Here is a 17,583-nt window from a genome sequence, read left to right as displayed (position 1 = left end):
GTCCATCGCCGCTTGTCTCATGCCGCAAGCTTTGCCGCAACCGCGCCGAAGGCGGTGATCAGCCGGTTGACCTGGGTCCCGGTGGTCGCCGGCGAGATCAGCATCATGTTGTGGAAGGGTGCGATCAGCACGCCGCGATTGACCAGCGCGACATGGATGGCGGCCTCCAGTTCCGGTGCATGCGCCATTTCCGCCTCGGCGCCATTGCGCAGCGGACCGGGCGCACAGATGAACTCGACACGAGCGCCGACACGGGAAACATGCCAGGGCAGACGATAGCGGTCGATCACGCCGGTCAGCCCGGCATCGAGCCGCCGCGCCAGATGATCCATCCGGTCGTAATTTTCCTGCGTCATCACCTCTTCGAGCGTGGCGCGCATCGCCGCGAACTGCAGCGGGTTGGCCGAGAGCGTCGTGCCCATGCCGGAATAGCCCGGCTCCTTGGTCCTGTTGTAGTCGGCGTAGCGTGAGGCAACGTCGTCGCTCATGCCCCACACACTTGCCGGCACACCGCCGGCAATAGGCTTGCCCAGGACGAAGAAGTCCGGGTCGAGGCCATATTCCATCGTGTAGCCGCCGGGGCCGGTCGAGATCGTGTGCGTCTCGTCGATCAGAAGCAGCGTGCCGGTTTGGCGCGTCAGTTTGCGCAGGGCGTCATGGTAGCCCGGATCGGCCAGCACCATGCAGGAATTGGTCAGCACCGGCTCGGCGATGACGCAGGCGACGTCCTTATCCCTGAGCGCGGCTTCGAGTGCTGAGATATCGTTGAACTCGATGACCTTGGCCGTGCGGGTCAAGTCGCGGAACTCGCCCGCCAATCCTGGCCGGTTGACGGGCTTGCCGTCGATCAGCCGCACCATCGTCTCGTCGACCGAGCCATGATAGCAACCGTTGAAGACCAGGATTTTTTCGCGGCCGGTGATTGCGCGGGCGACGCGCAATGCAAAGCGGTTGGCGTCGGTCGCCGTCGTCGCGATCTGCCAGAACGGCATGCCGAAGCGCTGCTGCAGCAGCGACCCTATGGCCAGCGCATCTTCCGAAGGCAGCATATAGGTCAGGCCGCGTCCAGCCTGGCGGCGGATGGCGCGTGCCACCGGTGGCGGCGAATGGCCGAACATCGAGCCGGTGTCTCCAAGGCAGAAATCGTCGAGCTTGTTTCCGTCGATATCGGTGATCGTGGCACCCCTGGCGCTGTCGACCAGGATCGGGAACGGCGTCGGCCAATCGTTCATCCAGTGCATAGGCACGCCGCCGAAGAAGCCGGGCAGGCCGTTGCCGATCTTGGCTTGCGATTTTGGCCGCGCCTTGCGGAAGGCTGCCCCCTCGGTTTCGCGCAAATCGGCAATGCGGTCGCGGCCGATGCCGCCGATGGACGTCTTGGACATATCGCTGTGCATGAAAACCCCTCTGGTCGATCCCTCTTAGCCAATCCGTGTCCGCATCCGCAATTGGCCGCGCATCTGTCCTGCGTTGGCTCAGCCTTTGGCAGCGGCGCTTGACCGTGCTGCCGAAGTCAGCGCCAATATGAGCGGGATTTGAGGTGGAGGGGCAAAATGAGAACGATCATGTGTGTGGCAATGCTTCTGTCGTCGGCTGGCGCTGCCTTTGCGTCGGGCGGCATCTGGTGCTCCACCGAGGACACGGCGGCGACATTCGAGGTCGAGGCAGGCGTCACCAGAGGCATGGGCGGGCCGACCTTCAACTTTCGCGGCAACCTCGAAATTCTGAGCCGGCCTGCCGGCGACAGCCTGCGCAAGACCGTGTTCGAGGATTCCAACCTGACGCAGTACTGGCTCGACGGCAAGGAATTGCGGCTGAACATCTATCGTGAGCACGAGGCCGCGCAAAAGATCAACTCGATCGAACTGACGATCCTGACCAAGACCAGCGACGAAGGCGTCTATGACGGGAGCTATACGCTCTCCATCTACGACGCCGCGGCGGATACGGACCAGGACGGCAAACCGGTTGAAATCAGCGGCAAAGTGTCGTGTGGAGCGGAGTGAGCGGGGTCAGGCCGTGATGTCGATGACGCCGCAATCGCCGGCGGCACTGCCGAAGGCGACACGGCGTTCTTCCTTGTCCCACATCATCGAGGTGATGGAGCCCTTGCCCGGCCGTCGCAACAGCACTTCCTTGGCGTCGGCAAAACGCACCGCCATCACCATGCCGTCATCATAGCCTATGGCGACGACATCCTGGCTCGGATGGCAGGCGACAGCCGTCACCATGGCGTTGCCTCGCGTGCCGAGTTCCAGCGGCGCCTTGCCCATCGGCCCATCCTTGCCCGAAAACGGCCAGACGATCGCCGCCGGCGCGCCGGAACTCGCCAGCCACTTGCCCTTCACGCTCCACGACAGGCTTTTCACCTTGCCGGGATAGCCGGTCATGCGCATGTGCTTGCCGTCGGCGAGCTTCCAGCCGTGCAGCGCGTTTTCCTGCATGGTGGTGACGAGGAAGGCGCCATCCGGCGAGAAGGTGACGCCGGTGTGGGCACCGGCCCATTCGAGTTCCACCGGCTTGCCCTCGGCGGCGGGGAAATGCAGCGTCGCGCCATTGTAGCGAGCAACGCCGAAGCGCATGCCCTTGGGCGAGAAGGCCAGGCCCTCGACCGAACGCGGATGGGTGAATTCCCTGGTCTTGCCGTCGGCGAAGCGCACGAAGGCGGTCTTGCCTGAGGCATAGGCGATGGCGCCTTGCGGCCCGGCGGCAACGCTGGTGATCCACTTCCTGGCGGCGCTTGCCAATTCCGTGGCCTCGCCGCCCGCTTTCACGGCAAACACCTTGCCGTCCTCGCCGCCGGTGATCAGCCGGTCGTTGGCCGCATCATGGAAGGCGGCCAGCAGCCCGTCATTGGCCTGAACTGTCTTGTGGCCATGGTCGAGCCGATGGACGACGCCGTCGGCCATCGCGAAATGCGGCACGTCACCGAGAAAGACGGCGGCGATGCAATGTCCCTGGAGATCAAGCGGGGCGACGGTTGGCATGGTTATCTTTATTCACCTGGACGAGATTGCAGAGACAACCCGGCGGCTTACTCGACGTTTGCGGTTCCGGCAACCATAAGGGTTGCCATCGAAGGATGTTCGATCGCGCTGTTTCGCGATCGACTCCTCGCGTTAAGCGGGTGCCGTTACAGTGTGTTTGGCAACGCCGCTATCACTTTGCGTAGCTTGGCGTTGGGCTTCGGCGGGCGTTCCAGCAGATCGAGGATACGCACGAAATCGGTGGCGGACACCCTCACTACCTCGGCGGCATCGATCGCGGGCTGGGCTTCATGCTCAGTCATGCTATCGGTCGATCTAGGCATCACTTGTTCCTACCCGAGCAAAATTACGCCTGGCAGGCGTCAAAGCTCTTCCTCAGCCGTTCGGCGTCGAGTTCGCGGCCGATGAACACCAGCCGGCTCTCATGCTTCTCGCCGTCCTTCCAGGCGCGCTGGTGGTCGCCCTCGATGATCATGTGCACGCCCTGGATGACATAGCGCTCGTCGTCGCCCTTGAGCGCGATGATGCCCTTCAGCCGCAGGATGTTGGGGCCTTCCATCTGGGTGATCTTCTCGATCCAGGGGAAGAATTTCTTCGGGTCCATCTCGCCGCCGCGCAGCGACACCGACTGCACCGTCACGTCATGGATGTCGGAAGCATGAGCGTGATGGTGGTGGTCGTGTCCGTCATGATCATGGTGATCATGGCCGTCATGGCCGTGATCGTGGTCATGATGATTGTCATCGTCATGCGCCTCGAGGAAATGCGGATCGTTTTCCAGTGCCCGGGACAGGTCGAAGGCACCGCGGTCGAGCACTTCGGACAGGTCGACGCCGGCGCGGGTGGTGCGATGGATCTTCGCCGCCGGATTGATGGCGCGGATCGTCGCTTCGACCTTGGCGAGCTCTTCTGATGTGACGAGGTCGGTCTTGTTGAGCACGACGACGTCGGCAAAGGCGATCTGGTCCTCGGCTTCCCTGGAATCCTTGAGCCGCAACGGCAGATGCTTGGCGTCGACCAGTGCCACCACCGCGTCAAGCCTGGTCTTGGAGCGCACGTCGTCGTCCATGAAGAAGGTCTGCGCCACCGGCACCGGATCGGCGAGCCCGGTGGTCTCGACCACGATGGCGTCGAAGCGGCCTGGCCGGCGCATCAGGCCCTCGACGACACGGATCAGGTCGCCGCGCACCGTGCAGCAGATGCAGCCATTGTTCATCTCGTAGATTTCCTCGTCGGATTCCACGATCAGATCATTGTCGATGCCGATTTCGCCGAATTCGTTGACGATAACGGCGTAGCGCTTGCCGTGGTTTTCCGACAGGATGCGGTTGAGCAGCGTCGTCTTGCCGGCGCCGAGATAGCCGGTGAGAACGGTTACGGGGATCTGCGTCTGTGCGTCGCTCATGGCTTGCCTCGAATTATCTGGGCCGCGAAAATTCGGCCTAAGAAATGGGATTGTCGGTTCCATATAGGATGTGCGCCGGGCTTTTGCACGGGGCAAACCGATGGGCCAAACCGGCTTGCTGCATTGCCGGATTTTGACTGGCGAGAGCCGCTGTGATTGCCTAGTCATGATGCGGAAGGCCAATTCGAGAGGCAAGATATGTCCGGCAAGCCATCCTCTTTCTCATTGAGCCGGCGCCAGGCGCTCGGATTGATCGCGGTCACCGCCGGAGGTGGTGCCTTCCTGCCGGCCTCGGCGATAGCCGCCCAACCTTCGGCTACCCAGGCCTCGTTTTATGCCGGACTGGCTCTGTTCGAAAACGGCGCCGGTGTCTGCACCATTACGCCTGAAGTGACCGAGGGACCGTTCTATTTCGACCCGAAACTCGAACGTGCCGATGTCACCGAAGGCAAGAAAGGTATTGCCCTTGACGTCCGGCTGCAGGTCGTCGACGCGGCCTGCCGCCCGCTTGTCGGCGCCCGCGTCGACATCTGGCATTGCGACGCGCAAGGCGCCTATTCCGGCTATCCCAGACAGGGTGACGGCCGCGACGTCGACACGTCGGGCCAGACCTTCCTGCGTGGTTGGCAGAAGACCGATGCAAGCGGCATCGTTTCCTTCGCCACCATCTATCCCGGCTGGTATCGCGGCCGCACCACCCATATCCATTTCAAGGTCTTCCCTAACGACAGTTCGGTGATGACCGGACAGTTGTTCTTCCCCGACAGCCTCAACGAGCAGATATTCACCACAGTCGCGCCCTATAATGACCGGCCTGGCAAGCGCGACACCTCGAACGCCGCGGACGGCATCGCCAGGCGGGCCGGACCGCAATCGCAGGCTGCGCTGCGCGAACTGGAGGATGCCTATCAGGCGCTGATGATCGTGGCGGTGAAGCCCGGCTGAGCGGCGGTCACTCCACCACCCTGCTCGCGACGAAAACTCCGGCTGGGAATTCGTTTGTCATCTAACTGAAATAAACATCTGGCATTAGCCACGGCGGACACCACAATGCTTGCCGGCAAAGCTGTTTGAAGCACCGGAATCTTTTTGATCGTCGATTGCCAACCGGCCGGCTGCCTCTATGCTGCCCGCACCGGTACGGCCGAAGAGGGAAGACCATGGCCAAGGCGGACAAGACTGCGACAATGAGCCGGCTGCATTCCGCGGCAAGGCTGGCAAGAACGGCGCTGGCTGCCCGGCTTCTGGCGCACGGCTTCTATGCCGGCCAGGACCAGATCATGTTGGCGCTCGACCGTGAGGACGGTCAGACGCCGGGCAATCTTGCCGGACGTCTCGGCGTGCGCCCGCCGACGATCACCAAGACCATCAACCGGCTGCAGGCCCAGGGTTTCCTGGAGAAGCGCGCCTCGGAGGCCGATGCCCGCCAGGCCCATATCTTCCTCACCGATACAGGCCGCGACATCATCCACGCCATCGAGAAATCGGTGAAGAAGACCGAAAAGCAGGCGCTGAAGGGCCTCGACAAGAAGGACCAGAAGTCGCTGTTCAAACTGCTTGCCCGCATCGAGGCCAACCTCTCGAACGAGGAACTGGTGCTCATCGACGACGACGCCGAGTCGGACGACTGACCGGAAGATTGTCGCGGCAGGCGATCAGGCCGCCGCGGCAGAGCCCTGGATCAGCGACGACCAGCGTCCCGGCGTCATGCCGAACGCCTTCTTGAATTGCCTGATGAAATGGCTCTGGTCGCTGAAGCCGGCTTCGACCGCGATCTGCGCCAACGGTTCGCCGGCAGCGATCATCCGCCGCGCACGCTGAAGCCGGCGCATCACCAGGAAGCGATGCGGACTGGTCGAGAACGCCGCGCGGAAATGCCGTGACAAGGCATAACGATCAAGCCCGGTTATCGCTTCCAGTTCGCCGGAACGCACCGGCCGGTTCAGGTTTTCCGTGAGATAGTCGCGCGCCAGCGCAGCCGCCCGCCACGCCGTCCTGGTCATCGGCTTCGCCGACCAGCCGCCATGCCGTGTCAGGCTTTGCATCAGTTGCGCCAGGAAGTCGTCGACGAACAGCTCGTCGAGTTCCTGCTCCAGCGGCCCCAGCGCCGAAAGCAACGTTGCGCAAAAGGCGGCGTCCGTCACCACGCCATCCCTGACAAAAGGCAGCGAAGCGCCGCCGAGGCAATCGAGCATCAGCGACGGCTCCAGATAGAGCATTCGGTAGCGCAGGCCGTCCTCGGTGCCGGCACCGCCGTCGTGCAACTCGTCGGGATGCAGCACGATGATCTGGCCGGGCAGGCTGTGGCGCGCAGCGCCGAGATAGCGAAACGTCTGCACCCCGTGCAGCGTCACCCCGATCGAGTAGGTGTCGTGGCGATGCAGCTCGAACGCGCTGCCATGGAAGCGCGCCTCGATCCGCTCCATGCCGGCGGGATCGGGGGCGGAGATGATGCAGTTTTCCGCCGCATCTGCGCACAAACGTCCAAGACCCTTGAAGGCCTGGCTGTCTAGATCGTGCGACATCGTCTCCTTCAGCCTCGCATTGGGGCACAAGCTTGAATGGTCAATGTCTCATGTTCGATACGAAATTTGCAATCGTGCTCAGGGAAGATCTGCCTGTCTGGCAGAAACTCAACGTCACGGCCTTCCTCACCAGCGGCATCGTTGCGCAGTTTCCGGACATCATCGGCGAACCCTATCGTGACCGCGCCGGCAATCTCTACAATCCGCTGTCGATCCAGCCGGTCATCGTGCTGTCCGCCGACCAGGCAACGCTGGGCACCATCCACCGGCGCACCCTGGAGCGCGGCGTGACGACCTCGCTCTATGTCGAGGAGATGTTCGCGACCGGCTTTGACGCGGCCAATCGTGCCGTCTTCGCCGAATTCGCGCCTGAAGACGCCAAGATGGTCGGCATCGCGCTTCGCGCCGACAAGAAGCTGGTCGACAAGATCACCAAGGGCGCCCGCATGCACGCCTAGCCTGGGACACTACGCCTGCCGGCGGCTCTTGTTGTGCCAGCCGGCTTTGGCGTGGCGACGGCCGACAATTGGCTTGCCGCGAGCCGGCAATTCCCGCAAAGGTGGGCTCCAGCCCAGCTTCCCACCCGGCCTTCAAGTGAGTGCTCCCCAAAGACATGTAGAAAGCGCGACGCCCCCGGTGGCGATCCTGTGCATGCTTTCCACTTATGTCTGCTTCACCTTCCTCGACACATCAAGCAAATACCTCGTCCTTGCCGGCGTTTCCGTGCTGGTCGTTGCCTGGGTGCGCTTTGCCGTGCATGTGGTGCTGGTCGGCGCGCTGCTGCGCGGCTGGCGCCAACCGGCGCGGTTTCGCCCGGTCAACCTGCCGGCGCATGTCCTGCGCGGCGCGTTTCTGTTCGGCTCGACCATCTTTAACGTCCTGGCGCTCAAATCCCTGCAACTGGCCGAGACAACTTCGATCTATTTCTTCGGGCCGATGGTGATCACGGCACTGGCCGGTCCGCTGCTTGGCGAGTGGGCAGGCTGGCGGCGCTGGCTGGCCATCCTGGCGGCGTTTGCCGGTGTCCTCATCATCACCCGGCCAGGCGTCGACGTTTTCGGCATCGGACATCTCTTCGCGCTCGGCTCGATGCTGTCGAACTGCTTCTACGTCGTCATGACGCGCCGCATGTCGGCGACCGAGACATCGGAGAGCCTCATCCTGTTTTCGGCGCTGGCGCCGGCGCTGCTGCTGTTGCCCCTGCTGCCGTTTTCGTTTTCCCTGCCGCATGATGGCTGGCACTGGTTCGTGCTGCTCATGCTCGGCGTGTTCGGCGGCGTCGGTCACTGGCTGCTGGTCCAGGCCTACCGGCTGGCGACGACCACGGCTTTGGCGCCCTATCCCTACTCGCAGATGGTGTGGATGATCATTTCCGGCTGGATCGTCTTCAAGCAGTTTCCCGACCGCTGGACATTGGTCGGCGCCGCCATCATCGTCGCCAGCGGTCTCTACATCGTCCATCGCGAGCATAGGCTTCGGCTGCGGAGCCGCGCGGCCTCGGATGTCGAGGCCGAAGCGTTGGCAAAAAAACTTTGATTTGCCCCCGATCGGTGGCATAACGCCGCCTTTAAACAGTTTAGGTCTGGAAATTCAGGTCCGGGGAGCGCAAGGCGCTGGCACAAAAAATCAAGCTTTCGACGATCGCGGACGCGCTCGGCGTGTCCACGGCCACGGTCTCGCTGGCGCTGCGCGACAGCCCTCTGGTTGCCGGCACCACCCGCGACCGCATCAAGGAACATGCCCGCGCCATCGGCTATATCTACAACCGACGCGCCGCCAGCCTGCGCACCTCGCGTTCCGGCATTGTCGGCGTCGTCGTCCACGACATCATGAACCCATTCTTCGCCGAGATCCTGCGCTCGATCGAAAGCGAGCTCGACCGCAGCCGGCAGACCTTCATCCTGTCCAATCATTATGATCAGCTCGAAAAGCAGCGCACCTTCATCGATACGCTTTTGCAGCTCGGCGCCGACGGCGTCATCATGTCGCCGGCGATAGGCACGCCGGCTTCCGACATCCTGATGGCCGAGGAGAACGGCCTCCCCGCTGTGCTGATCGCGCGCACCGTCGAGGGTGCCGACGTGCCGGTGTTTCGCGGCGACGACTCTTATGGGACAGGCCTTGCCACCAACCATCTGATCTCGCTCGGCCACAAGCGCATCGCCATGATCGGCGGCACCGACCAGACCTCGACCGGCCGTGACCGCTACCAGGGCTATGTCAATGCGATGGAGGCGGCCGGGCTGGAAGTCAGGTCGTCATGGCGCATCGCCGGGCCGCGCACCAAGCAGGCCGGCTTCGAGGCCGCCGGACAGTTCCTGGCGCTGAAGGACAGGCCGACGGCTGCCTGCTGCTGGAACGACCTTGTCGCCATCGGCCTGATGAACGGCATTGCCCGTGCCGGCCTTGTGCCCGGCGTCGACATCTCCGTTACCGGCTATGATGACCTTGAGGAAGCGGCGATCGCGACGCCGGCGCTGACCACTGTCTGGAACGGCCAGCGCGAGGTTGGCCGCCGCGCCGCCAGCGCGCTGCTCGACAAGCTCAACGGCCAGACGGTGCGGCCCTCGCAGGAATTGATCAAGCCGGAACTGCATGTGCGTCAGTCGACCGGCAAGCCGGTGGAGCGTGTATGACCAAGGCCGAACAGCTGCAATCCGTCGCCATCCTGGTGCCGGGCGATTTCAACGCCCATGCGGTCGACCGCATCAACCGCACGTTCAGGCGTGTCACAATCGAACGCGCCGATCCGGCGCTCGTCACTGACGAGATGCGCGGTGATGTGCGCGGCATCGCTTCGTTTGCCGGCATCGACGCGGCGATGATGGATGCATTGCCCAACCTCGAACTCATCGCCTCCTTCGGCGTCGGCTATGATTCGGTCGATGTCGGCCATGCCCGAGCGAAGAACATCATGGTCACCAACACGCCCGACGTGTTGACCGAGGAGGTCGCTGACACCACGATCGGGCTGTTGATCAACACCATCCGCGATCTGCCGCGCGCCGAAACCTGGTTGCGTGACGGCAGCTGGGTGCGCAAGGGCAACTATCCGCTGAGCCGGCTGACCTTGCGCGGGCGCAGTGTGGGTATTTTCGGCATGGGCCGCATCGGGCAGGCCATCGCCCGGCGTCTGGAAGCTTTTGGCTTGCCGGTCGCCTACCACAACCGGCGCCGTGTCGAAGGTCTTTCCTACCAGTACCATGCGACCCTGAAAGGGCTTGCCGAAGCCGTCGATACGCTGATTTCGGTCGTGCCGGGGGGCGCCTCGACGGAGAAGGCGGTCAATGCCGAGATCCTGTCGGCGCTTGGCGCCAACGGCGTCTTCGTCAACATCGGTCGCGGCAGCACGGTCGACGAGGCAGCGCTTGCGGCAGCCCTTGCCACCGGCACCATCGCGGCTGCCGGTCTTGATGTCTTTGCCGACGAACCGAACGTGCCCAAGGCGCTGCTCGATGCGCCCAACACCTCGCTGTTGCCGCATGTCGGCTCGGCCTCGGACCACACCCGCCGCGCCATGGCGGATCTCTGCGTCGACAATCTGGTGTCCTGGTTCACCGAGCGCCGGCCGCTGACGCCGGTGCCGGAGACGGCGCATATAAGGGTCAGGACCTAGCGAGATAGGCCGAATAGGCGGCGAAACGTGGCTGATCTGCAACCATAGGTCGGAAATCGGTGCTTCTGACACTTCGGCATCCTGATACGCGCTTGATACGCGGCTGAAGGAAGGTACTCTGCCGACAATCAAAGAGCGGGGCGCTACGTGAAAATTCTTCTTCTTGCGTCGACAATGCTTGTCGTCGTTTCAGGCAACGCTTTCGCTGCCGATGCGCTCGACTCAGCTCCCGTTGCCTACGATTGGACCGGCGCCTATGTCGGCGCTCAGATCGGGTATGGCTGGGGAGATGTCGACAGCCACGATTCCGAGATAGGCAGCGGCTTTTCCGATTGGTCTGATTCGTGGAAATCCAACGGCGTGCTCGGCGGCATTCACCTCGGCTACAATCAGGCCTTCGATTCATATGTTCTCGGTGTCGAAGGCGATATCGAGGGCTCAGGAGCGAGCGGTTCAGTGGATTCGGTGTTTGCTGGCACCATCAAGACCAAAATCGACGTCCAGGGTTCGCTGAGGGCGCGCCTTGGCTATGCAATGGGACCGGCCCTCCTCTACGCCACGGGTGGCCTGGCCGTGGCTCACTTCCACACCAATTACGACGACGGCGCGACGACCGACAGTACATCCAACACGAAGGCGGGTTGGACTGTGGGCGCCGGCGTTGAATATGCTTTCTCGCCAAAATGGACGACGCGGGTTGAGTATCGTTACAGTGATTTCGGCACGTTCACCGACAATCCAGCGACTGACAGCGGCTTCAATTATCCGACCGATGTAAAGACCCAGGCTGTCCGCGTCGGCTTCAGCTACAAGTTTTGATATAAACTAGTCGATGTTCGGGGGCGGGAGTAATGCCGCCACTGTCCCGGGACGCTCGCCTTTGTTCGGCGGGCCAAAGGCGTGTTGGCACACCTATTAACGCCAGCTTAACCCTTTGGAAACATTCTCCATCCTGTCCGAGTGCGTGGATGAAGAACGATGAAAACGCTTTCCGTATTGATCGCTGCCGCAGCGCTGTTTGGCGCCGTTCAGTTGTTTCATGCCGGCAGCGGGGAAAGCGTGGCCAACGAGGCCGCCCCGTCCAGCAGCTACAGGCTGGTCGCCAATGGCGATGAGGCGGTCTGTGCAGTCAGCCGCGGGGCCGAAATTTCGGACGGTTTGTCGCTGCTCACCGTTGCTCCCAAATGCCGCCGGCTCTTGCCGGGCATAGAGCAGGCGAAGTTCTGGCGCGAGCAAAACGACGGCACGGTCGCCTTCAGCGCCAATGGCACCGATCCAATCGTCACCTTCGCGGCTGCCGATGGCGACGGCTACGAATCCTATGCCCCGGCGCTACCATTGCTGTCGCTGGCGCCCACCGGTGACAAGAAATCTGGCGACTGATTATTCCGCCGCCGCCCGCGCGCCAGCCTTCGCTGCGGCGTGCAGCCGAACAGCATCGCCGAAGGCCCGGAATATCTTGACCGAATTGCTGTCCGACTTGACCCAGTATTCCGGGTGCCATTGCACGCCGACGGCGAAGGCGCGGGCGTCGCGCACCGAAACCGCCTCGACCGTGCCGTCGGTGGCGACGGCCTCGACCTGCAGCTTCGAGCCGAGCCGGTCGATCGCCTGGCGGTGCAACGAATTGACCTTGATGTCGCCGGCACCGAACACACCGGCCAGGCAACTGTCGGGTTTGATCGAAATGGTCTGGTGGATGGCGAAGCGTTCGTCCTGCTTGTCGCTCACCGGCGCGCGGTGGTCGAGCGAGCCCTCGCGCTCCTGGATCTCGGTGCCGAGCGTGCCGCCCAACGCCACGTTCAATTCCTGGATGCCACGGCAGATGGCGAGCAGCGGCACGCCGCGTTCGATCGCCCGGCGGATCAGCGGCAGCGTCGTGGCGTCGCGCGCCGGATCATAGGGGCCATTGGCTTCGCTGGCATCGCCGCCATAGAGCGAGGGATGCACATTGGATTTCGAGCCGGTGACCATGACGCCGTCGACCGACGACAGAAGTTCGTCGAAGTCGAGCCGGTCGCCGAACGATGGCACCAGCAGCGGGAACACGCCGGCGCCGGTGATCGCCGCTTCCAGATATTGCTGCGGGGCGGCATGCCAGGTGTAGTTGTCGAACTGACGGACGTCGGTCGATATGGCGACGAGCGGCTGATGCATTTTGGCTCTGTGTTCCATCTGGGCAAGGGATGTCCTGCCTCTAAAATAGGCGATCCCCGGTTATTTTTCCATGCCAAGTTTCGGCGTGTCGAATGGGCCACGAAATGGCCTGTTAGACTATAGTTGCAGGGCAGCCGGGCTTCGCCGTCAAATCGGGCCGGCCTGCTGGACTCGACTTCTTGCCTGTGTATTGTCTCGAACGAACCGACACGGAAACCGAGGATTTCCTGGCGTCGGCCTGTTGATCCAAAAGGGAGGAACTTCATGGATCGTCGTTCATTCATTCGCAAGGCCGGTGTCACCGGCGTCGGTGCCGCGGCGGCGGCGGCCACGCTGGCGGCGCCTGCCATCGCCCAGTCCAATCCCAAGGTGACATGGCGGCTGGCATCGTCCTTCCCGAAGTCGCTCGATACCATCTATGGCGGCGCCGAGGTGTTCTCGAAGATGCTGTCGGAAGCCACCGACGGCAATTTCCAGATCCAGGTTTTTGCTGCCGGCGAGCTGGTGCCTGGCCTGCAGGCCGCCGACGCCACCACGGCCGGCACGGTCGAGGCCTGCCATACGGTGGCATATTATTACTGGGGCAAGGACCCGACATGGGCGCTCGGTGCGGCGGTTCCCTTTTCGCTCAACGCACGCGGCATGAATGCCTGGCATTACCACGGCGGCGGCATCGACCTGTTCAACGAGTTTCTCGCCACGCAGGGCCTTTTCGGCCTGCCGGGCGGCAACACCGGCGTCCAGATGGGTGGCTGGTTCCGCAAGGAAATCAACACGGTGGCCGACCTTTCCGGCCTCAAGATGCGAATCGGCGGTTTTGCCGGCAAGGTGGTGCAGAAACTCGGCGTCGTGCCGCAGCAGATCGCCGGCGGTGATATCTATCCCGCGCTGGAGAAAGGCACCATCGACGCGGCCGAATGGGTTGGTCCCTATGATGACGAGAAGCTCGGCTTCTACAAGGTCGCGCCCTATTATTATTATCCCGGCTGGTGGGAGGGCGGCCCGACCGTCCACCTGATGTTCAACAAGGCGAAGTACGAAGAACTTTCGCCGACGTACAAGTCGCTGCTGCACACTGCCGCGCAGGCGGCCGACGCCAACATGCTGCAGAAATACGATTATCTGAACCCTGCGGCGGTGAAGCGACTGGTGGCCGGCGGCGCGAAACTGCGCCCGTTCAGCCAGGAGATCATGGCTGCCTGTTTCGAAAAGGCCAACGAGGTCTATACCGAAATGGAAGCCTCCAACGCCCCGTTCAAGAAGATCTGGGAATCGATCAAGGGCTTCCGCAAGGAGCACTATCTCTGGGCGCAGGTGGCCGAATACAATTACGACACCTTCATGATGGTCCAGCAGCGCAACGGCAAGCTGTAGTCGGCCGGACTTCTGCTCAAAAGCTCTCTGGGCGGAACCTGCTCAGGGAGCTTTTCTGTATATCCCGGGAGGCGAAGCCGGCGGTTCAGCCTCGGCGCGGGACCACCAGAACCTTGACCTCGCCGGGGGCCGGCGGATTGGCGATCACCGCTGGCGCTTCTTCAAGCGACACCTGCCTGGAGATCAGCCTGTCGATCTCTATCGCACCGGAAGCGATGAGTTCGGCGGCGCGGCGATGGGTGTAGGGATTGAGGAAGGAACCGAGCACCTTCAGTTCCCGGAACAGCAGGTCGAACGGCTCGAATTCAGCTTTCACGCCTTGCGGCGTCACGCCGACGATGACGACCGTGCCACCGGCGCGGGCCAGCCGCATCGACTGCTCGACGGTCTCTCGCACGCCCGCGCATTCGAACACCACGTCGGCTCCGCCCGGCGCCAGGCCGGCTGGCCCGGCGATGGCGTCGACGACATCGGCGGCAGTCGGATCGACCGTCGCTGTCGCGCCGAAATCCCTGGCGAGCGCGCGCCGCGAAGCTTGCCTGGTCGACAGAATGATGGTCGTGGCTCCCGCCAATCTTGCCAGCTGCACGGTGAGCAGGCCGATCACGCCGCCGCCAAGCACGACCACCGAGCTGCCCGGTTTGATCCCGGCAAGGTCGACGCCATGCAGGCAACAGCCGAGCGGCTCGCAGAAGGCACCGTGCATGGGATCGAGGCCCGCAGGCAGGACGAAAGCCTGCTTCTGCGGCAAGGCAAGATATTCGGCAAAGCCGCCGTCGCGATGAATGCCGATGGCGCGCAGATTGCTGCAGAGGTTGACCCGCCCGGCATGACAATGCACGCAACGCCCGCAGGCGATGTTGGGATCGCCGGTGACGCGGTCGCCGACGGCAAAGCCGGAGACGGATTTTCCGACCGCCTCGACGATGCCGGAGAATTCATGGCCGGGCGTCACCGGCGGCGTGCACGGAAACTCGCCGTGAAACAGATGCCGATCCGTGCCGCAGACGCCGCAGGCTTCGATGCGCACCAGTAGCTCATCCGCACCGATGTCAGGCATGTCGACGTCGCGCAGCGTGATGCCGCCCACTGCTTCCAGCCGCACCGCTTTCATGGTTTTGACCATGCCGGTTCAGTTGAAGCTTGGCGGTTGCGACAGGTCAGGCTGTGGCGCTGCCGGCTTTGCCGGTGTCGGATCGCCGAAACTGGGCGGTTGCGAAAGGTCGGGAGCTGCCGGCGCCGTGCCGCCACCAGCGGGCGCCGCTCCATCCGCCGGCGGCGTGCCGAGCGGCGACAGGCCGGGCACCTCCGGTACCTTGTAGTCGATGGTGCCCGGATCGACGGTCGTTCCCTTGTAGTGCATCACCATTTGCGGGAAGGCGATGGTCAAGCCGATCATGATCACCTGGATGCAGACAAAGGGCACCGCGCCCCAATAGATCTGTCCGGTGGTCACCGGCGCGATTTGTTTGCCGGTGAGACGATCGAGATAGGGCACGCGCGCGGCCACCGAACGCAGGTAGAACAGCGCGAAGCCGAAGGGCGGGTGCATGAAGCTGGTCTGCATGTTGACGCCCAGGAGCACGCCGAACCAGATCAGGTCGATGCCGAGCTTGTCGGCGGCGGGCGCCAGCAGTGGTACGATGATGAACGCCAATTCGAAGAAGTCGAGGAAGAAGGCGAGGAAGAAGACGAGCATGTTGACGCCGATCAGGAAGCCGACCTCGCCGCCCGGCAGCGACGTCAAAAGGTGCTCGACCCAGATATGGCCGTTGACGCCGTAAAAGGTCAGTGAGAACACCCGTGCGCCGATCAGGATGAACAGCACGAAGGACGACAGCCTTGTCGTCGAGGCCAGCGCCTGCTTGACGACGTCAAGCGACAAGCGCCCCTTGGCCGCCGCCATGAACAAGGCGCCGACCGAGCCCATGGCGCCGCCTTCCGTCGGCGTGGCGATGCCCAGGAAGATGGTGCCCAGCACCAGAAAGATCAGCGCCAGTGGCGGGATCAGCACGATGATCACCTGCTGCGCGAGCCTGGACATCATGTTGAAGTTCAGGCGTTTGTCGGCAATGGCGACGATGTAGATGAACAGCACTCCGGCCGTCGCGCCGAGAATGTCGGCATTGTCGCCATGCGCCGGCGCCAGATAACGATACGCCGCGTAGGAAACCGCTGATGTGACCAGCAAAGCCACCAGCAGCGACATCACGCCATGGCCGAGTGTACGAGCCTCGAGCGGCAGCGCCGGCATCGAGTTCGGCCGGATGATCGACATGATCAGGATGTAGGACATATAGAGGCCGGTGAGCACGAGGCCCGGGATCAACGCGCCCGCGTACATATCGCCGACCGAGCGGCCGAGCTGGTCGGCAAGCACGATCAGCACCAGCGACGGCGGGATGATCTGGGCAAGCGTGCCGGAGGCAGCGATGACACCGGATGCGAGCCGGCGGTCATAGCCATAGCGCAGCATGATCGGCAGCGAGATCAGGCCCATGGCGATGACGGAAGCCGCCACCACGCCGGTGGTCGCCGCCAAGAGCGCGCCGACGAAGATCACCGCATAGGCGAGGCCGCCTCGGATGGGCCCGAACAGCTGGCCGATCGTGTCGAGCAGGTCTTCGGCCATACCCGACCGCTCGAGCACGATGCCCATGAAGGTAAAGAACGGGATGGCCAGCAGCGTGTCGTTCGACATCACCCGGCTGCCGTAGAAATTATCCGGCAATGCGTGCAGGAGCGGCCAGGCGAGGTTGATCGATCCTCCGGAATAGGGGGATAGCAGCACGCCGATGAAGAAGAACATCAAGCCGTTGGCGGCCAGCGAAAAGGCGACGGGGTAGCCGATCAGCAGGAAGATGATCAGCGAGGCGAACATGATCGGCGCCATGTTCTGCGCGATGAACTCCATCACGAGCGCACCTCGTCGGCCAGCGCCTTGGCTTCGAGTTCGGCCTGCTCATGCACCGATATGAAGGGATTGGGGTCGTCCATGTCTCCGCGCATGATGGCGATCTTCTTGATGATTTCGGAGATGCCCTGCAGCGCGAGCAGGAAAAAACCGATGAGCAGGATGGCCTTGGCCGGCCAGATGATCAGCCCGCCGGAATTGTTGGACATCTCGCCGCTGCGAAACGACAGCGACACATAGGGCACGAAATAGATCACCATCAGCGTCACGAACGGCATCAGGAAGAAGAGATGCCCGAGCAGGTCGATCCAGTGCTGTACGCGGCGTGAAAACAGGCCGTAGACGATGTCGATGCGGATATGTTCGTTCTGCTTCAGCGTATAGGCGGCGGCTAACATGAAGGCGGCGCCGAACAGATACCATTGCAGCTCGAGCCAGGCGTTCGAGGATATGTCGAACACCTTGCGGATAATGGCGTTGGCGGCGCTCACCAGGATCGCCAGCAGGATCAGCCACGATATCCATTTGCCGATGAATTCGTTGGCGCGATCAATAGTCCTGGATAGAGCAAGAAGCCCTGCCATGCATTTCCTCCCTTGTACCGG

General features: G+C 62.9%; 19 protein-coding genes. 10 read left to right on the top strand and 9 right to left on the bottom strand.

Annotation, left to right across the window (positions count from 1 at the left end):
* Nucleotides 1-17: 17 nt before the first annotated feature.
* A complete protein-coding gene (locus tag NKJ04_RS00155; RefSeq protein ID WP_352672722.1) occupies nucleotides 18-1,397 on the bottom strand; it encodes an aspartate aminotransferase family protein in 1,380 nt (459 codons plus the stop codon).
* 156 nt (nucleotides 1,398-1,553) lie between these two features.
* Between NKJ04_RS00155 and NKJ04_RS00150 the strand changes: the two genes are divergently transcribed.
* Complete coding sequence (locus NKJ04_RS00150) at nucleotides 1,554-2,006, top strand: hypothetical protein (protein ID WP_023813615.1); 453 nt, start codon at nucleotides 1,554-1,556, stop codon at nucleotides 2,004-2,006.
* A gap of 6 nt (nucleotides 2,007-2,012) precedes the next feature.
* On the opposite strand, the gene NKJ04_RS00145 is transcribed toward NKJ04_RS00150, so the two are convergent.
* From NKJ04_RS00145 to NKJ04_RS00135, 3 genes are all read right to left on the bottom strand, one after another.
* Complete coding sequence (locus NKJ04_RS00145; protein WP_352672720.1) at nucleotides 2,013-2,987, bottom strand: WD40 repeat domain-containing protein; 975 nt, start codon at nucleotides 2,985-2,987, stop codon at nucleotides 2,013-2,015.
* Between the two features lie 146 nt (nucleotides 2,988-3,133).
* Nucleotides 3,134-3,289 carry a type II toxin -antitoxin system TacA 1-like antitoxin gene (locus NKJ04_RS00140; RefSeq protein WP_502895800.1) on the bottom strand — a complete coding sequence of 52 codons (156 nt, stop codon included), beginning with the start codon at nucleotides 3,287-3,289 and terminating at the stop codon, nucleotides 3,134-3,136.
* A 44-nt stretch (nucleotides 3,290-3,333) separates the two neighbouring features.
* A complete protein-coding gene (locus NKJ04_RS00135; RefSeq protein ID WP_352672718.1) occupies nucleotides 3,334-4,392 on the bottom strand; it encodes a CobW family GTP-binding protein in 1,059 nt (352 codons plus the stop codon).
* Nucleotides 4,393-4,590: 198 nt separating this feature from the next.
* Between NKJ04_RS00135 and NKJ04_RS00130 the strand changes: the two genes are divergently transcribed.
* Together NKJ04_RS00130 and NKJ04_RS00125 are read left to right on the top strand one after the other, a co-directional pair.
* Nucleotides 4,591-5,337, top strand: coding sequence for an intradiol ring-cleavage dioxygenase (locus tag NKJ04_RS00130; protein ID WP_352672716.1), 747 nt, complete (start codon nucleotides 4,591-4,593; stop codon nucleotides 5,335-5,337).
* A gap of 215 nt (nucleotides 5,338-5,552) precedes the next feature.
* Nucleotides 5,553-6,023, top strand: coding sequence for a MarR family winged helix-turn-helix transcriptional regulator (locus NKJ04_RS00125; RefSeq protein ID WP_013528223.1), 471 nt, complete (start codon nucleotides 5,553-5,555; stop codon nucleotides 6,021-6,023).
* Between the two features lie 24 nt (nucleotides 6,024-6,047).
* Here the strand turns inward: NKJ04_RS00125 and NKJ04_RS00120 are convergent, their stop codons facing one another.
* Nucleotides 6,048-6,917 carry an AraC family transcriptional regulator gene (locus tag NKJ04_RS00120; protein WP_352672714.1) on the bottom strand — a complete coding sequence of 290 codons (870 nt, stop codon included), beginning with the start codon at nucleotides 6,915-6,917 and terminating at the stop codon, nucleotides 6,048-6,050.
* 50 nt (nucleotides 6,918-6,967) lie between these two features.
* On the opposite strand from NKJ04_RS00120, the gene NKJ04_RS00115 reads away from it, so the two are divergent.
* The 6 genes from NKJ04_RS00115 to NKJ04_RS00090 all read left to right on the top strand — a co-directional run bounded on the left by NKJ04_RS00115 (nucleotide 6,968) and on the right by NKJ04_RS00090 (nucleotide 11,916).
* Nucleotides 6,968-7,375 carry a DUF2000 family protein gene (locus NKJ04_RS00115; RefSeq protein ID WP_027039860.1) on the top strand — a complete coding sequence of 136 codons (408 nt, stop codon included), beginning with the start codon at nucleotides 6,968-6,970 and terminating at the stop codon, nucleotides 7,373-7,375.
* A 193-nt stretch (nucleotides 7,376-7,568) separates the two neighbouring features.
* Nucleotides 7,569-8,453, top strand: coding sequence for a DMT family transporter (locus NKJ04_RS00110; protein ID WP_352672712.1), 885 nt, complete (start codon nucleotides 7,569-7,571; stop codon nucleotides 8,451-8,453).
* A 77-nt stretch (nucleotides 8,454-8,530) separates the two neighbouring features.
* A complete protein-coding gene (locus NKJ04_RS00105; protein WP_352673202.1) occupies nucleotides 8,531-9,553 on the top strand; it encodes a LacI family DNA-binding transcriptional regulator in 1,023 nt (340 codons plus the stop codon).
* Complete coding sequence (locus NKJ04_RS00100) at nucleotides 9,550-10,533, top strand: 2-hydroxyacid dehydrogenase (protein ID WP_352672710.1); 984 nt, start codon at nucleotides 9,550-9,552, stop codon at nucleotides 10,531-10,533. Before NKJ04_RS00105 ends, NKJ04_RS00100 begins: the two co-directional genes overlap by 4 nt.
* Nucleotides 10,534-10,680: 147 nt before the next feature.
* Nucleotides 10,681-11,352 (top strand): outer membrane protein, encoded by a 672-nt coding sequence (locus tag NKJ04_RS00095; RefSeq protein ID WP_352672708.1) that lies wholly within the window; start codon nucleotides 10,681-10,683, stop codon nucleotides 11,350-11,352.
* Between the two features lie 159 nt (nucleotides 11,353-11,511).
* Nucleotides 11,512-11,916 carry a hypothetical protein gene (locus tag NKJ04_RS00090; RefSeq protein ID WP_352672706.1) on the top strand — a complete coding sequence of 135 codons (405 nt, stop codon included), beginning with the start codon at nucleotides 11,512-11,514 and terminating at the stop codon, nucleotides 11,914-11,916.
* On the opposite strand, the gene NKJ04_RS00085 is transcribed toward NKJ04_RS00090, so the two are convergent.
* Nucleotides 11,917-12,690 (bottom strand): gamma-glutamyl-gamma-aminobutyrate hydrolase family protein, encoded by a 774-nt coding sequence (locus NKJ04_RS00085; protein ID WP_127266508.1) that lies wholly within the window; start codon nucleotides 12,688-12,690, stop codon nucleotides 11,917-11,919.
* Nucleotides 12,691-12,954: 264 nt separating this feature from the next.
* Between NKJ04_RS00085 and NKJ04_RS00080 the strand changes: the two genes are divergently transcribed.
* A complete protein-coding gene (locus NKJ04_RS00080) occupies nucleotides 12,955-14,064 on the top strand; it encodes a TRAP transporter substrate-binding protein (RefSeq protein WP_013528215.1) in 1,110 nt (369 codons plus the stop codon).
* A gap of 85 nt (nucleotides 14,065-14,149) precedes the next feature.
* Here the strand turns inward: NKJ04_RS00080 and NKJ04_RS00075 are convergent, their stop codons facing one another.
* Genes NKJ04_RS00075 through NKJ04_RS00065 form a run of 3 tightly spaced genes read right to left on the bottom strand, consistent with a single transcriptional unit; the run spans nucleotide 14,150 to nucleotide 17,562 of the window.
* Nucleotides 14,150-15,178: a zinc-dependent alcohol dehydrogenase family protein gene (locus NKJ04_RS00075; protein ID WP_352673199.1), complete on the bottom strand. Its 1,029-nt coding sequence runs from the start codon at nucleotides 15,176-15,178 to the stop codon at nucleotides 14,150-14,152.
* Nucleotides 15,179-15,196: 18 nt separating this feature from the next.
* Nucleotides 15,197-16,978 carry a TRAP transporter large permease gene (locus NKJ04_RS00070; RefSeq protein ID WP_128302891.1) on the bottom strand — a complete coding sequence of 594 codons (1,782 nt, stop codon included), beginning with the start codon at nucleotides 16,976-16,978 and terminating at the stop codon, nucleotides 15,197-15,199.
* Nucleotides 16,978-17,562 carry a TRAP transporter small permease subunit gene (locus NKJ04_RS00065; protein WP_127412900.1) on the bottom strand — a complete coding sequence of 195 codons (585 nt, stop codon included), beginning with the start codon at nucleotides 17,560-17,562 and terminating at the stop codon, nucleotides 16,978-16,980. Before NKJ04_RS00065 ends, NKJ04_RS00070 begins: the two co-directional genes overlap by 1 nt.
* Nucleotides 17,563-17,583 lie beyond the last annotated feature (21 nt).

Source organism: Mesorhizobium sp. M0618, assembly GCF_040320765.1.
In the GTDB taxonomy this organism is placed as follows: domain Bacteria; phylum Pseudomonadota; class Alphaproteobacteria; order Rhizobiales; family Rhizobiaceae; genus Mesorhizobium.
The sequence above is the reverse complement of the archived record's forward strand: the minus strand, read 5'-3'. Positions and strand labels throughout refer to the sequence as shown.